Annotated in this window: 13 protein-coding genes; 12 read left to right on the top strand and 1 reads right to left on the bottom strand. The window is 34.0% G+C overall.

All coding sequences use genetic code 11. From position 1 onward, the window contains the following. Positions 1 to 98 precede the first annotated feature (98 nt). A complete protein-coding gene (locus AB3I42_RS08725; protein WP_010737399.1) occupies positions 99 to 833 on the top strand; it encodes a hypothetical protein in 735 nt (244 codons plus the stop codon). 72 nt (positions 834 to 905) lie between these two features. Further along, entirely contained in the window at positions 906 to 1,958 is a 1,053-nt protein-coding gene (locus tag AB3I42_RS08720) for a zinc-binding alcohol dehydrogenase family protein (RefSeq protein ID WP_010719431.1), read from the top strand. 39 nt (positions 1,959 to 1,997) lie between these two features. Here AB3I42_RS08720 and AB3I42_RS08715 read toward each other — a convergent pair whose 3' ends face one another. Beyond that, complete coding sequence (locus AB3I42_RS08715; RefSeq protein ID WP_368022438.1) at positions 1,998 to 2,663, bottom strand: YitT family protein; 666 nt, start codon at positions 2,661 to 2,663, stop codon at positions 1,998 to 2,000. 127 nt (positions 2,664 to 2,790) lie between these two features. On the opposite strand from AB3I42_RS08715, the gene AB3I42_RS08710 reads away from it, so the two are divergent. The 10 genes from AB3I42_RS08710 to AB3I42_RS08665 all read left to right on the top strand — a co-directional run bounded on the left by AB3I42_RS08710 (position 2,791) and on the right by AB3I42_RS08665 (position 14,351). Beyond that, the gene (locus AB3I42_RS08710) at positions 2,791 to 3,078 is read left to right on the top strand and encodes a hypothetical protein (RefSeq protein ID WP_010737402.1); all 288 of its coding nucleotides are present in this window, start codon (positions 2,791 to 2,793) and stop codon (positions 3,076 to 3,078) included. A gap of 450 nt (positions 3,079 to 3,528) precedes the next feature. Next, on the top strand, positions 3,529 to 5,067 hold the full coding sequence (locus tag AB3I42_RS08705) for an ABC transporter permease/substrate-binding protein (RefSeq protein ID WP_010737403.1): 1,539 nt from the start codon (positions 3,529 to 3,531) through the stop codon (positions 5,065 to 5,067). Further along, positions 5,064 to 6,029 (top strand): ABC transporter ATP-binding protein, encoded by a 966-nt coding sequence (locus tag AB3I42_RS08700; RefSeq protein ID WP_034700339.1) that lies wholly within the window; start codon positions 5,064 to 5,066, stop codon positions 6,027 to 6,029. The genes AB3I42_RS08705 and AB3I42_RS08700 overlap by 4 nt, the downstream gene beginning before the upstream one ends. Then, positions 6,016 to 7,338 carry an NAD(P)/FAD-dependent oxidoreductase gene (locus AB3I42_RS08695; RefSeq protein WP_368022437.1) on the top strand — a complete coding sequence of 441 codons (1,323 nt, stop codon included), beginning with the start codon at positions 6,016 to 6,018 and terminating at the stop codon, positions 7,336 to 7,338. The genes AB3I42_RS08700 and AB3I42_RS08695 overlap by 14 nt, the downstream gene beginning before the upstream one ends. Before the next feature lie 391 nt (positions 7,339 to 7,729). Next, a complete protein-coding gene (locus AB3I42_RS08690) occupies positions 7,730 to 9,214 on the top strand; it encodes a helix-turn-helix domain-containing protein (protein WP_034867558.1) in 1,485 nt (494 codons plus the stop codon). Between the two features lie 381 nt (positions 9,215 to 9,595). Continuing rightward, positions 9,596 to 11,068, top strand: a complete 1,473-nt coding sequence (locus AB3I42_RS08685; RefSeq protein ID WP_181914557.1) for a helix-turn-helix domain-containing protein — start codon at positions 9,596 to 9,598, stop codon at positions 11,066 to 11,068. Positions 11,069 to 11,315: 247 nt separating this feature from the next. Next, a complete protein-coding gene (locus AB3I42_RS08680; RefSeq protein ID WP_258924853.1) occupies positions 11,316 to 11,654 on the top strand; it encodes an LPXTG cell wall anchor domain-containing protein in 339 nt (112 codons plus the stop codon). Between the two features lie 55 nt (positions 11,655 to 11,709). Then, complete coding sequence (locus AB3I42_RS08675) at positions 11,710 to 12,339, top strand: hypothetical protein (protein WP_010737408.1); 630 nt, start codon at positions 11,710 to 11,712, stop codon at positions 12,337 to 12,339. A gap of 304 nt (positions 12,340 to 12,643) precedes the next feature. Then, positions 12,644 to 13,150 (top strand): hypothetical protein, encoded by a 507-nt coding sequence (locus AB3I42_RS08670; protein ID WP_010737409.1) that lies wholly within the window; start codon positions 12,644 to 12,646, stop codon positions 13,148 to 13,150. A 289-nt stretch (positions 13,151 to 13,439) separates the two neighbouring features. Beyond that, on the top strand, positions 13,440 to 14,351 hold the full coding sequence (locus tag AB3I42_RS08665; protein WP_306690491.1) for a plasmid recombination protein: 912 nt from the start codon (positions 13,440 to 13,442) through the stop codon (positions 14,349 to 14,351). Positions 14,352 to 14,410 lie beyond the last annotated feature (59 nt).

The raw sequence follows: 14,410 nt of genomic DNA, 5'->3' as shown, positions 1-14,410 counted from the left end.
CTGTCGAAAGAGGTTAAATTTAGTTATGGTTACTATGGAAAATGAAAAAATTATGCTATGATTGAGAAAAGTTCCATTTATGAGAAGGATGGTTTAAAATGAATGAAATTAGACGGAAACATTTTCGTTTTCCTGCCTATGATGACGAAATTGGCGTCAAACTAGCAAAAAACCAAAGGCGTGTTTTATTTGATGGACAGGATGATCTATTAACCGAAAACAATAATCAACCAATGTTTGAGCAAATGCAAGAATTTCACTTTGCTCAAGGCGATGCTAGAGAACAACGCAAACGTCGAAATTTGAGCAATTCAAAAAAATCAACAATTCCAAAAGAAAATTTAGTCAGACACAAAGAACAGCTTCCTGATTATCATACGCATCAAGCAAGTAATCGCCCATTGACTAATCAGCGGACGAGAAAAGCGGCTGATTCAATGAATAGTCAGAAGAGTCAAGAGCAGCACACAAGTACCAAAGCCTATACATCGAACCAACAAAAAAATGGTCGTGGGCGTTCTTACTTTGTACCTAAGTATGTGCCAGCATCAATTATTCCTGATCCAAAAGTATCTAGTATTTCTGACGCAGAACTAGTTGATTCAATGAAAAAAATGAAAGATTCATATTTGTTATTTGATAATGAACCGGTACCTTACCAAACAAAAAAAGCCGGCTCTCCTTCTGTACAACCTTTTAACAAAGCTGAGAAAGAACCACTCAGTGCGACATCAAAAAGAAAAGATAAAAATCATGGTGTTTTAGAAAGATCATTAAAAGGATTGATAGAAGAACAAGGGAATTCTTTGGGAGAAAATAGCTATTTTAAATAATGGAAAGCCTGGATAACTCCTTTCGTGGATTGATCCAGGTCTTTTTGTATAAAGAAAGAAGGAAAGGTTTCTATGAAAAAACAAATGAAGCAAATAGGGTTTTATGAGGGATTACCATTGACTGACAAAAATAGTTTTTTAGAAAAGTTGGCAGAAACTCCGGTTCCTAAAAAAAGGGAGTTATTGGTGGAGATTTCAGCGGTTTCAGTGAATCCAGTGGATGTAAAATTTAGAATGCAGACGCCAAAACAAGAGTCTTTTACTGTTTTGGGATTTGATGCGGTAGGGAGAATAGTTGCAAAAGGTCCCCAATCTGAAAACTTTGAGATAGGAGACCGTATTTATTATGCTGGTTCAGCAAAACAACCAGGTAGTAACCAAGAATATCAGTTGGTAGATGAACGAATTGTGGCAAAAGCACCAGAAAATCTCACGGACGAAGCTAGTGCAGCATTACCGTTAACTGCGATCACCGCCTATGAACTCTTATTTGAGAAATTTCAATTGATTCCTAAAGAATCAGCGAATAAAGGTAAAAAAATATTGGTCATCAACGGTGCTGGAGGTGTCGGTTCGATTCTCACACAATTAGCAAAATGGAGTGGGTTAGAGGTGGTTGCGACAGCCAGCCCCAAAAACTTTCAATGGTTAAAAGAAAATGGGGTCGATCATCCAATTGATTACCATCAAGAGTTAAAGCCTCAACTAGAAAAGGTTGGGATAAGCACCGTCGATGTCGTAGCGGTTTTACATGATATCCGTCCCTATCTAACTGAGCTGGCAGAAATGATTCAACCTATGGGGAAAATTGGGATGATCGTAGGACTTGATGGACCAATCGATATTGCAAGTTTTAAAAATTTATCTGTTTCATTTGAATGGGAGTATATGTTTACTAAAACGGATTATGGTCAACTAATCGAGACACAAGGGGAAATATTAAAACATTTGACAGCATTGGTAGAAGAAGAAAAAATCCATACTACTTTAGGAAAAGTATACAGAGAAGGCATCAGCAAAGAGACTTTAAAGCAGGCAACGAAAGAAGTAGAGACTGGAAAAGTACATGGTAAAGTAGTGATTACTGGAGGTTTTGCTAGTAACGAAATAGCGACTGAAAAGTAGAAATATACTTTTCAGTCGCTAACCAATCATTTAAGAATGTTATTCAAATTGTTCTGCAGAATCAAGAGTATCAAAAGGTTCTTTTGAACGATTTGCAGAAAAAGGATTGAGAGAACCTTTTACTTCGAGATATTTCACTTTGTTTAACGTATAAGATAAGATGGAGCAACTGAGTAAGGTATAAACAAAATGTGTTACATCCAGATATAATAAAGAAACAACCAAGATACCAAATGTAATCAAGAATAGACTTTTACCGATCTTGATATGGAAATATTTTTCAAAGGCTTGGTAAATAATGTCTGTTCCGCCAGTGCTTCCACCAAAGCGAAAGACCAGACCACAACCGATACCAGATAATACACCAGTCATCAGGCTATTGAGTAAAAGACTGTGGACAGCAAAATGGACGTTTAAACCTTCCCACAAATGTAAAAAGAACACTAAGGCAAAGGTTCCGACAATCGTTCGCAGAAAAGACTGCTTACCAAAAATGAATAATGAAACCAATAGCAATGGTAAATTGATAATAAGTGATGTAATGGAAGGAGCAAAACCGAATAAATTATTAAGTAAAAGGGCAATTCCTGTTACACCACCATCTGCTAATTTAGCAGGAACATTGATCCCGGTCACAGCTAAACCATAAAGTGCAGCGCCAAAACTGATACCAACCAGATCAATTAATAGAATTATTTTTTTCATTCTCAAACCTCTTTTCTTTTGAAAATTTTCAGCAACTTCTTTATTATACTTATTAGTTAAGAATCTTCAATAGATAATTTGAAAATTTTTTTCAACATTTAAAGGATGTTCAAGGAAAGGAGTAACTATGCGAGCAGCTGATCTATTAACACTCATCACAACTTCTCCAACGAAAAGAGAATATAAAGGCATCTATTGTGATCTTCATGATAATCTGCAGGCTTTGACGAGCATTCGAAGAAAAGGTGAGACTCAATGTGTGTTTTTATTTGAACCAAATAAACCCAATCTGCCGATGAAAGAGTTGCTTATTTTCTTGATGAAAAATCGTGAAAAAGAAATTTTGTATCAAAAAGGTCAAGAATTTTACCCATTATACGGAGTGAAAGAAAGAGCAAACCAGCTAGTCATTTGAGAAAAAATAGGAATTTCGAGAAAAATTGAACGTTTATGACTCTAAAACGATCATTTATTACTTTTTTTTATCTTTGGACAAAACTTACAGTATAATAATTTATGAACAAGCCAGTAAAAATTATCTCCCCCACGAGGTTTCTGCTTTACTGGCTGTTTTTTTATATTCAAATAAATTAGACACATTTCTCGTTCAAATTCGTGAGATGTGTCTTTTTTTATATAAAAGAAATACATAGAGTTTGAAGAAATATATTTCTTCTTTCTTTCCATTTTCTTTCCATTTATTGATTAAGGACTTTATTGCTAGTTTGAAGCATATTCAGAGAATTGCCGGGGTGTTGGATTTACAAATGATGAACTATGCATCTTTTTTGTTCTTTTCAGACAACTTAGTTGGGGATTTTTTCGTCTATGTTTATACTTAAATTAGAATGGAAAGGAAGATCCTATGAATAATTTTTTTCAAACGCTTGTTGAGCGAAAAGGAGAATTGATCTCCGCAACATTTCAGCACTTATCAATTTCATTAATTGCCTTATTGATTGCGATTGTTATTGCAATCCCATTAGCTATTTGGGCAGTGAACCATAAAAAAATGGCAGAAGTATTGTTGCAGATAACCAGTGTTTTACAGACGATCCCATCTTTAGCTTTATTAGGATTGTTGATCCCCTTCGTTGGAATCGGAACAGTGCCAGCGTTGATCGCATTAGTGATCTATGCGTTATTACCAATTTTTCAAAATACGTATATCGGACTTAGTGAAATTGATCCATCCATTGAAGAAGCAGCAGTTGCTTTTGGTATGTCACGCATGAGACGGTTGATCAAAGTGGAATTGCCAATCGCGTTACCTGTTATTATTTCAGGTATTCGGACAGCCCTTGTCTTGATCATTGGAACAGCAACGTTAGCAGCATTGATCGGTGCCGGTGGCTTAGGAACGTTTATCTTATTAGGAATTGATCGAAATACGCCAGTTTTGACTCTGATCGGTGCAATCAGTTCAGCTTTGTTAGCGATTATTTTCAGTAGTTTAATCAGACTTCTTCAACATTTGAAACCTCGATATACAGTTATCACTTTATTGCTTATCTTTTTGGGAATCGGTGGAATATCTTTGTATCAAAGCGGACTCTTTAAAGAAGATAAGGTGACAATTGCTGGGAAATTAGGTTCAGAACCAGATATTTTGATTCAAATGTATAAAGAATTAATTGAAGATAATTCAGATGTTGAAGTTGAATTAAAACCGAACTTCGGCAAAACCAGTTTTCTTTTTAGTGCATTGGAGAATCAACAGATCGATATTTATCCGGAATTTACAGGAACTGTTTTAGAAAGCTTAGTTAAAGTACCTGATGACTTAAAAAATAAAGAATTGAATGAAAAAGAAACCTATAATCAAGCGAATCGCTTATTAGGTGAACAATTTGAAATGACACTTCTTCAACCAATGGCGTATCAAAATACCTATGCTTTAGCGGTGAAGCGATCATTTGCCAAAGAAAATGGGCTAAAAACCATTTCTGATTTGGGAAAGATTGAAGATCAGATAAAAGCCGGTTTCACATTAGAATTTATTGATCGTTCGGATGGCTATAAAGGAATCCAAGAACTTTACAAGCTTAATTTTCCAAGTGTCCAAAGTATGGAACCAAGTTTACGCTATCAAGCCATCGATAACGGAGATGTCAATGTAGTAGATGCTTATTCGACGGATAGTGATCTAAAACAATATGACCTTGTCACCTTAGAAGATGATCAGGGATTATTTCCAGATTATCAAGGAGCTCCTTTGATGACCAAAGCCTTTGCGAAGGAACATCCAGAAATCGTTGCAGCTCTAAACAAGCTCGCTGGCAAAGTAACAGAATCTCAAATGATTGAAATGAATTATCAAGTGAATGTAGAAAAACAACAACCTGCGGAAGTAGCGCATGCATTCTTGGAAAAAGAAGGACTACTGAAGGAGGGGAATAAATGAATAATCTGATAGAATTCAAGCAAGTCCAAAAGAAATTTGGCGAAAAATATGCAATTAAAGAACTAAACTTATCGATTGAACAAGGGGAAATCTTTGTTTTGGTGGGTCCCTCTGGTAGCGGGAAGACGACCTCGCTTAAAATGATCAATGGTCTATCTCAGCCGAGCGCAGGGGAGATATTCTTCAAGGGTAAATCGTTAAAAGACTATGATTTACAAAAAATGCGGTGGAAAATGGGCTATGTTTTACAACAAATTGCGTTGTTTCCAACTATGACTGTCCAACAAAATATCGAAGTTATTCCAGAAATGCTAGGATGGGAAAGAAGAAAAAGAGAAAAAATAGCTGACCAATTACTTGAGAAAGTCGGACTTGATCCTACAATCTATCGAAATAGAATGCCGCAGGAATTATCCGGTGGAGAGCAACAACGGATCGGTATCGTCCGTGCTTTGGCAGCTAGCCCAGAAGTTATTTTGATGGACGAACCATTTAGTGCTTTAGATCCTTTGTCTCGAGCTTCTTTACAAGACCTTGTACTTTCCTTACATCGAGAATTAGGCACAACGATCGTCTTTGTGACGCATAATATGGATGAAGCCATAAAATTAGGAGATCGGATCGCTGTCATGAAAGAGGGCGAATTAATTCAATGTGACCAACCCGACCAGTTGTTGACTCAGCCTAAAAATGAATTTGTACGGAGCTTTTTTGATGAAACGATTCAACAAAAACAACAAACAGTAAAAGAGCTGATCGTAGCTGACGATTACAGCAAAGGACTTCATCAAGCGGATTTTCCAGATGTTTACTTAAGTACACCGCTGACTGAAGTATTCGAATTATTGATCCAACATGAAGCAGTAAATATTCGAGAAAATGAGGAAAATCTAGGGGAGATTACAAGAAAAGATATCTTCACTTATTTATCTAGAAAGGAAAGGGAAAATGAAAGAATATGATGAAGTTGTGATTGGTTCTGGCGTAGCTGGTATGAGCGTGGCTTATGGGTTAAAAAAAGCAGGGAAGAACGTCTTGATCATCGAAGAAAATCTTTGGGGTGGTACTTCTCCTAATCGAGGATGTGACCCTAAAAAAATTCTACTAAATAGTGTGGAAGCAAGAAAACGAATTGAACAGTTGTTGGGTAAAGGATTCAGCGAAGTACCAACTGTTGATTGGCAAGAACTACAAGCATTTAAGCGCAGTTTTACAGATCCAGTTTCAAAGAATCGTCAAAAAGAATTAGCAGCAGCTGACATTGATTATCTAGCTGGAACAGCACGCTTTATCAATGAAAATACGATCATTGTAGGAGAAGAAAAAATTTCAGCTGAACATTTCATTCTTGCTACTGGTCAACGACCATCGATTTTACCTATTGATGGGAATGAATTTTTACAAACAAGTACTGACTTTTTATCATTAAGTGAATTGCCTCAGGACATTATTTTTATTGGTGCAGGCTATATTGCATTTGAATTAGCGATGATCGCTCATGCTTCAGGAAGCAATGTCACGATCGTTCACCATAATCAACGACCATTAAAAGAATTTGACGAACAATTGGTCAAACAATTAGTTAAACAAATGGAAGCAGCCGGGATTCGATTTGTTTTTGATTTTGAGTCACAGCGAATCATTCAAGAAGGAACGCACTATTCCTTGCAGTCAAACGATCAAGAACTACAGGCAGATGCGATTTTTTGTGCCACTGGAAGACAGCCAAATGTTGAGCGACTAGACCTGGAAAAGGCGAAGGTAGAAACAACGAAACATGGTGTTGTTGTTAATGACTATCTTCAAACGAGTAATCCAATGATTTTTGCTTGCGGGGATATCATCTCACGGACAGAGCCAAAATTAACGCCAGTTGCTACCTTTGAAGGAAATTATGTTGCAAACTATGTATTAGGAAATACTAAAGAAAAAATTAGTTACCCTTCCATCCCTACGATCGTTTTTACTAGTCCGAAATTGGCTCAGGTCGGGGTAACAAAAAAACAACTCACTGGACAAGAAGAAGTAGTAGAAATTGATATGACCAATTGGTTTACCTATCATTGTGTGAATGAACCACTTGCTAAATCCCAAATGATCTATGACAAAGCTGGGTATTTGATTGGTGCCAGTGTCCTTAGTGAACAGGCAGATGATTTAATCAATGATTTGAATTTATTGATCAGTCAACATACAAAAAAAGAAGAATTAGAGCAGTGGATCATGGGTTATCCAACGGTAGCGAGTGATTTATCCTATTTATTGAAATAAAAAATACAGTGTATTGATTATGTAAAAAAACGATTAAATATAAAAAAATAAACGCTTAAATCTGTGGCTGAAAATGTCCTCGAATTTAGGCGTTTTTTCTATTGTAGTGAAAATGATAAAAAGATTATTTTAGTGAAAGGCTCTTTATAGAGTTCTCTAAAAGATCCGGTAGTAAATATTTTAATAATAGATATCTTGAGTGTTATTTTTATTAAAATATTACCTCGCAGAAAAGCACGAATCTTATAGGTTGATCACTACTTTTTTAATATTATTATACTTATATTTTAATGAAATGGTAGACATACTTATTTTCGTACATTAAAATTAATAATAGAGGAGAATAGAGAAAACAAAGCGTTTGTAAATTTTGAGGGATTAGGAGGGGAAAATGAAGCAATTACTAACGAAACAAAGTTTAAGACAGCTAGCACTCTTAGAGTTACTCTGGAGCAACGAATGGCTGACGATTGCAGAGATCGTCAAAAAAATAGGTGGGGTTGAAAAAACGATCCGAACAGACATCAAACAACTGAATGAAATAATTGAACCTTTAAAAATAGAGACTTCGGTAAAATATGGCGTTTTTTTAAGTAAAGACTTAGGTGTTTCAAAATCATATGTTTATTCGCTTTTTTTACAAAAAAGTGTCGAATGTCAAATGTTGGAAATGATATTCATCAATCCCATGATGAAAAGAGGGGAACTATGCGATCAACTCTTTATTTCAGAAACACAACTCAATCGATTACATAATAAAATGAATATTTTAATGAAAAAATACGAAATAAAAATCACAAATGATTTGAAATTGATCGGACACGAAAAAAATATCCGTAAACTTTTCTCTAGTTTGTTCTATGAAAAATACCTTTCACCCGATTTACTTTTTAAAACAGAAGAATTTCAACTGATTGATACAGTACTTGATATTTTTTATAAACAAAATAAAGAGAAGATGGTTATGGATGATCAACATCATTTTTTATTGAATAAAATGCGAATGAGATTATGGGTGGCTGCCTATCGTTGTAAATCTAGCTCATTCTTTAAACAAGAGGAAGATTATTTTAATTATTCTATGATTACTGGAGATCGAGAATTAAACAAAAGGTGGCAAGCTGTGTTTGGTATCGAACTATCAGAAGAAGTTTTGTTTAACCTGTTTGAGTATTTTCATGCTCCATTCAAATTAAATGAAAGATGCTTACAACTAGGGACTAGTCAATCGATCTTACAAACAAGACTGGAAAATCTGATTTTGGAAGTTAGCTATGAATTTAAAATTAAATGCCAGAACAAAACAGCTCTACTTCAGGCCGTTATGTGGCGGATATTTCGTACGATCGGTCCAACGCATATTTTAAATAACGTTGAAGAAGATTTTGTCTGCGAATTAATGAATGATCGACAAGATATCGTTTTAAATTTGAAAGCTAAATTCAGTGAAATTTATGACGATCTAACCGTTCATTCTCTAGATAAAAAAAATATGATTTATCAATCCATTTATACTTTAGTTTCACAATGGTCTGAATTTCGTTCGGAAATACGTAAGCCAACGATTAAAATCCACGCTGCATTGCTATTAGATGCACCAGCCGGGCATTTAAAAATGCTAAAAGAAGAAATTGAATATCATTTTAGAAATACATATGAAGTTGATATTTTATTGCCAATAGCACAAAATTCTGTGAATCAGCTAAAACACTATGATTGTGTCCTAACCAATGGCTTTAATACTGGCGATCTAGGAGATGTGAAAATTATTGGTGTCCCTAATTATTTTGGAGAAGAATTTGTCAAAAAACTACATCATTTTTTGATCAACAAAAAGGAAGAATTACACGTTTTTAGAAAGAATATACTCATCTAAAAGCAAAACAAGTTGAATATACATATTGAGAAAGAGGCTGAACGATACAGTAACAATCATAGTAGTATTTCCGAATAAACATCCAAAGAGCAGTTATCGTTACATTAACTATAAAAAAAGTGAGCGTACTATTTAGTGAAAACGATTCTGTTTGTTGCATAGATCTACCTAGTAAAGGGACCCGAGATGAATGATTGTCTTTGGTCTCCTATTTTTTTACTTTGCATCACGAACAACTCAATGGATCGGTGGAAAAAATAAAAGATTATGAAAGATATTTTACCAAGGGCTCGGTATATTAAGGTTATTTTTAAAGATTGGGATATGCTAAAAATAAAACAAGGAGTATTTATCTGTTAGGAGAGGAGAGATGTAATAGAAATGAGAGAAATATTAGACGGGCGTTTGAGACGCCAATTGAATATTTTAGAAATCCTTTGGAATACGGAATGGATTACGACTGCGGAATTAGCTGAAAAAATTGATAGTTCAGAAAAAACCATTCGAAATGATCTATCTCAAGTCAACGAAATGATTGAGCCTCTATCAATTGAAACTTCTTTTAGAGCAGGAATCATTTTAAAGAAAGATATCACAACGCCTAAGTCATTTATCTATTCAAAAATTCTTGAAAAGAGTCTAGAATACACATTACTGGAAACGATTTTCCTAGGAAAAGTTACTTCTAAAGAAGAGCTTAGTGATTTGCTTTATATTTCAGAAACTCAGGTATCAAGGGTAATTAATCGAATCAATCAAGAAATCCGGTTTTTCGATTTTCAAATTACCAATCAAATCAAAATTATCGGAAACGAAGGGAATATCAGAGACTTCTTTTCAGTATATTTTTCTGAGAAATATCATTTGCCCGAAAAATTGATACAAAAAGAAGAAAGAAATTTGATTTCAGAGATCATTGATATATTCATCAAAGAAAATACGATATGGGCAATTGTGAACAATGACCATCATTTATTTTTGGGAAATTTAAAATTTCAATTGTATGTCTGTTTTACACGATTGAAGCAAGGCTATCAATTAGAAGTTAACGAGATACCTTTTCATTTTACACATCTAATGAACGAAAAAAAACTAGTAGAAAAAATACATAATGTCTTTGGCATCAAAAGTGTAAAAGAAAATCTTCAGCAATTATTTTATGAATTCCATCAGCCAATTAATCCAATCGCTCGCTTTCATTCAGAAGGAGTTGAAATCGATTCGGTCTCAATAAAGAAACAGATCGGCTATGTGATTACTTTGCTGGAAGAACGTTTTGGATTACTTTGCGAGAATCGAGATAAATTGATTCATGATATTTATTGGACGACCATGAGTTCGGTGCGACCTACTTATATTTTATACAATAAAAAAACGGATTTTTTTGAAAATACGTTGAAGGTAAGTCCTGAGTTAGTTATCGCATTAAGAGATGAATTTTTTGATATTTACTTTTCTCTTGGTAATCCATTTTTATCTTACTTAGATGAAATGATCCAGCAATCCATCTTCAAATTATTAACTTCTTGGTCTGAACTATGGGTACGCGTGAGAGAAAGTAAAGCAAGTATCAATGTAGCGCTTTTATTGGATAGCTCTTACGATCATATGCGGATGCTCAAAGAGGAAATTCAATTTTATTTTAGACATAATATCAAAATTGAGATACTCGATCCTACTACTCAAATACAAAAGGGCTATTTACAAAAGTTCGATTGCCTTTTAACAGATGTATATTCGCCTGACCATTTCGGTATTCCAACGATTGGGATGTCTAGTTATTTTGATGAAGATATCATTAATAAATTAGTTGATTATTACCATATAAAAGTTAATTCCAGTATGGATAGTTAGTTTGCACTATGACTATAAATTTCGGAAAAGTTTCCGCTTATCAACTGATATGGCTAAAAATTAAGTATTATTTTTTAGATGTTCTAAGCTAATCATCTTTTTGTTACATAACAATTACTAATGGAAAAGGTATTTACCAATCTATCGGTAAAACTTGGTTTTCATTCTATTTTATTTTTACGGATAATATTATTGTGGAGGTTGCGTCGTTAAAGTATTGGAGGTGAAGAGCGAAATAAAAAGAGTGATGTATTATTTGATAGGTGTTTTAATGGTTAGTCTTTTCATTACAACAAACTGTCATGCACAAACCACAAATGAACAAACGATTCAAGTTGAAGCAATAATAGGAGTATGGGATGCGGACGCAGATGCCAGTACAATTGATAACGTAAGTGACGCAGGAACCAAAGAAAAAGCAACTATAACGATCACACGATCTGATTCAGGTTCTTCAAAAAAAGTGAGACTTCCACAAACTGGTGAACAATTGAGCGTTTATATGATGTTACTTGGAACAATTGTATCCCTTTTCTCAACGGTTATGTTGATTGAGCTCAATCGAGAAAAAAACTATATCATGTAATTTTATTTTTATGGAAATGTTGTGAGACGTTTTCAGCGAGGAGAGAGACAGAATAATGAAGAAGTTGACAAATGTGTTACTAGTATCATCTATTTTATTAGGTGGATTTGGAATTGGAACAATGAATGCAAGTGCAGAAACAGTTAAAGATAATGAATTAGGCTGGATTCCTGGATTAAGTGACCCTGAGGATGACAGCGCAACTATTCAAGGAAAAGATAATGCACAAATTGGAGTGGATGGCTGGATTGGTCCATGGGATCCGGTCGGACCGGAAGATGTATCTTATGTTGACATCACTGTACCTACAAAAGTACGTTATGCAAATGCGGTAACAGATGATGGCCAGCCACTTCCTAATATCTTATCACCTATTTATACCGTAACAAATAATTCTAGTGCACGTAGAGTCAAGATTGAAATATCAAAATTTGAAGAAAAAAGTCAATCGGGTGTAAGACAAGATTTATACTTTACGCCAACAAATGAAGCGGGCGTCCGTTTACAAAGTGTTGCGGGTCAATTTCTTAATAGCCCTACTTATTTAACAGAATTAGATAAATCTTCATCTAAAACGTTAAAATTCGAAGGAAAAATCGCTGAAGGATTTAAAGAAAATCAAGTGGTTAGACCAAGTTACGAAATAACGTTTAATTTCACTGCTTTAAAAGATACTGAATCATAAAAAAGCGTGATTTGTTTCATTTATATCATATATTATTGGAATCCCCAGCAGAATAAACAGGGAATTTCGCACATAGTAACAATGACATGACTGTCTTAGAATACCATTTAGCAGGATTCCAAATAGTTGGAGTTCTGCTAATCATTGAAAGTATAAACTGTTGGAACGAAAGAAACTAGTTGATCAACAAAAAAACTTGTGGATTGTTTGAAAAAAAATAAAAGTAAATGCTTAACGAATGATTTTTTTATCCATCTGGTTGAGACGATTTGTTTTTGATTTTATCAGAAAGGGAGATTTTTAAATGGCACATAAAGCAAAACAAAGAAAAAAAAGCACATATATCCTGATAACCTTCTCTGTAGTACTTTTGATATTGGGGATCAGTGGATACTTCTATTTTAATCAATCTCCCCCTCAAGTCGTTACAGGATTGCCAGATTTTGATGAGAACATCACTCAGTTGAATAATGGCGAATTATTAAAAAAGATGCAGGAAGAAGTCGATAAAGACAATGTTCGGATTGTATTGAAGCATGAAATCGAATTAAATAAAGAGGGAAAAGCCCACGTGGATGTACGTAATGTGGGTGTCAACTCCTATAATATACAAGTAGAATACTATTTAGCATCTAATCAAAAAAAATTATATGTTTCAGGATTGATTCCACCCAACAATGGGATTGAATCGGTTGCTTTCAAGAATATGCCTTCCTCGGGTACGCATGGCATAAAGATATATTATAAAGTATATGATGAAAAAGAACTAATCAATACAACAACCATTGATGGAACACTCCGTATTGATTAACGAATCATAGCTAGTATAATAAAAAATAGTTATTTAGAGGCGGGCCAAAGCTTGCTTTATTATCTTAGTTCACTCGAAAATTCACGAAGTAGGTTTTGTTTTAACTGGTTTACTTGGGATCCTTTAAAGAGGGTCCTTTTTTATTTCACTAAAAGTACATAATTACCAAGAAATAGGAATTTTTCGGTTTGTTTTTTGGGATAGAATTAACTAAACTTTAGATGAAAACGTTGTTTATTTACTTGTTTGAAAGATTCACATAGTAAGAAGAAAGTAAGGAGGCAGAACTATTAAATCAATCAAATTAGAAAAAACGGATTATCGATTTTATGAATTAGAACAAGTCCAAAGACATAATCAAAGAGAAATAGTTGAATCAAGTATTGTACAACCAGATAAAACATCTTTAAATTATGATGTTTTAAATAAGAAATTTATTGACTATAAAAAGATCATTAGAAAATATTTGACCCATTTATCTTCAACAAAATCGATTCATTCTAATTGGACAATATTAATTGAATGGCGAATCATCTTTAAAGAATCGGCATTAAAAAAATTATCAGTAAGAGAAACAAAACTATTTTTTTTACAAATTGTTCAAACCTTTCAAAAACTATACGGTCTATCGAATATCATTTATGCACATGTTCATTTTGATGAAGAGAAACCACACTTACATATTGGCCTAATACCCATGAAAGAAGGACGTCTCAATTCTGCTTATATTATGTCCAAATATAAAAACTGTGAAATAGAAACAGAATTACTCAAAAAGTTAGAAGCAGTTCTTCAACAAAATAAGACATCCATCTATCGAAAGAAATCGACAAATGATCATATGAAAGAACAATTGAATGCTGAGTATCAGGAATACAAAGAACTGTATACTAAATTACTTCACCACTCGTTGTTGCCTTCTGAGGTGGGGATGAAGAAACCAGTAAGAGAAACAGACAACTACTCAAATCATATGACAGACGAAAAGAGTAAAACAATAGACGAATTACATAAAGAAAACAATTATTTGAATTCATTAGTGAAACGATTGAAAGCAGAGAACAACTATTTATTGAACGTCATGAAAGAAACAAAAAATAATTTTGAGCAGTTAGACAAACACAACTGTTCAAAAAACACGATGAACGAACCACCATTTGCCAAACTGGAATTAGAAAATCGAAATTACCAAAAAAATTGACAGAAAGGATACCATTTCTGCCAATTTTTTTCATTTACGCTTTGCTTAGTAAAAAAAAA

Origin of the sequence: Enterococcus sp. C53, from assembly GCF_040887425.1 — a bacterium.
GTDB lineage: Bacteria > Bacillota > Bacilli > Lactobacillales > Enterococcaceae > Enterococcus_B > Enterococcus_B hirae.
The sequence above is the reverse complement of the archived record's forward strand: the minus strand, read 5'-3'. Positions and strand labels throughout refer to the sequence as shown.

Bases quoted from the DNA above. Each gene is read 5' to 3' on its own strand.
- AB3I42_RS08725 (WP_010737399.1), top strand. From the start codon at position 99: ATGAATGAAATTAGACGGAAACATTTTCGTTTTCCTGCCTATGATGAC.
- AB3I42_RS08720 (WP_010719431.1), top strand. From the start codon at position 906: ATGAAAAAACAAATGAAGCAAATAGGGTTTTATGAGGGATTACCATTG.
- AB3I42_RS08715 (WP_368022438.1), bottom strand. From the start codon at position 2,663: ATGAAAAAAATAATTCTATTAATTGATCTGGTTGGTATCAGTTTTGGC.
- AB3I42_RS08710 (WP_010737402.1), top strand. From the start codon at position 2,791: ATGCGAGCAGCTGATCTATTAACACTCATCACAACTTCTCCAACGAAA.
- AB3I42_RS08705 (WP_010737403.1), top strand. From the start codon at position 3,529: ATGAATAATTTTTTTCAAACGCTTGTTGAGCGAAAAGGAGAATTGATC.
- AB3I42_RS08700 (WP_034700339.1), top strand. From the start codon at position 5,064: ATGAATAATCTGATAGAATTCAAGCAAGTCCAAAAGAAATTTGGCGAA.
- AB3I42_RS08695 (WP_368022437.1), top strand. From the start codon at position 6,016: ATGAAAGAATATGATGAAGTTGTGATTGGTTCTGGCGTAGCTGGTATG.
- AB3I42_RS08690 (WP_034867558.1), top strand. From the start codon at position 7,730: ATGAAGCAATTACTAACGAAACAAAGTTTAAGACAGCTAGCACTCTTA.
- AB3I42_RS08685 (WP_181914557.1), top strand. From the start codon at position 9,596: ATGAGAGAAATATTAGACGGGCGTTTGAGACGCCAATTGAATATTTTA.
- AB3I42_RS08680 (WP_258924853.1), top strand. From the start codon at position 11,316: ATGTATTATTTGATAGGTGTTTTAATGGTTAGTCTTTTCATTACAACA.
- AB3I42_RS08675 (WP_010737408.1), top strand. From the start codon at position 11,710: ATGAAGAAGTTGACAAATGTGTTACTAGTATCATCTATTTTATTAGGT.
- AB3I42_RS08670 (WP_010737409.1), top strand. From the start codon at position 12,644: ATGGCACATAAAGCAAAACAAAGAAAAAAAAGCACATATATCCTGATA.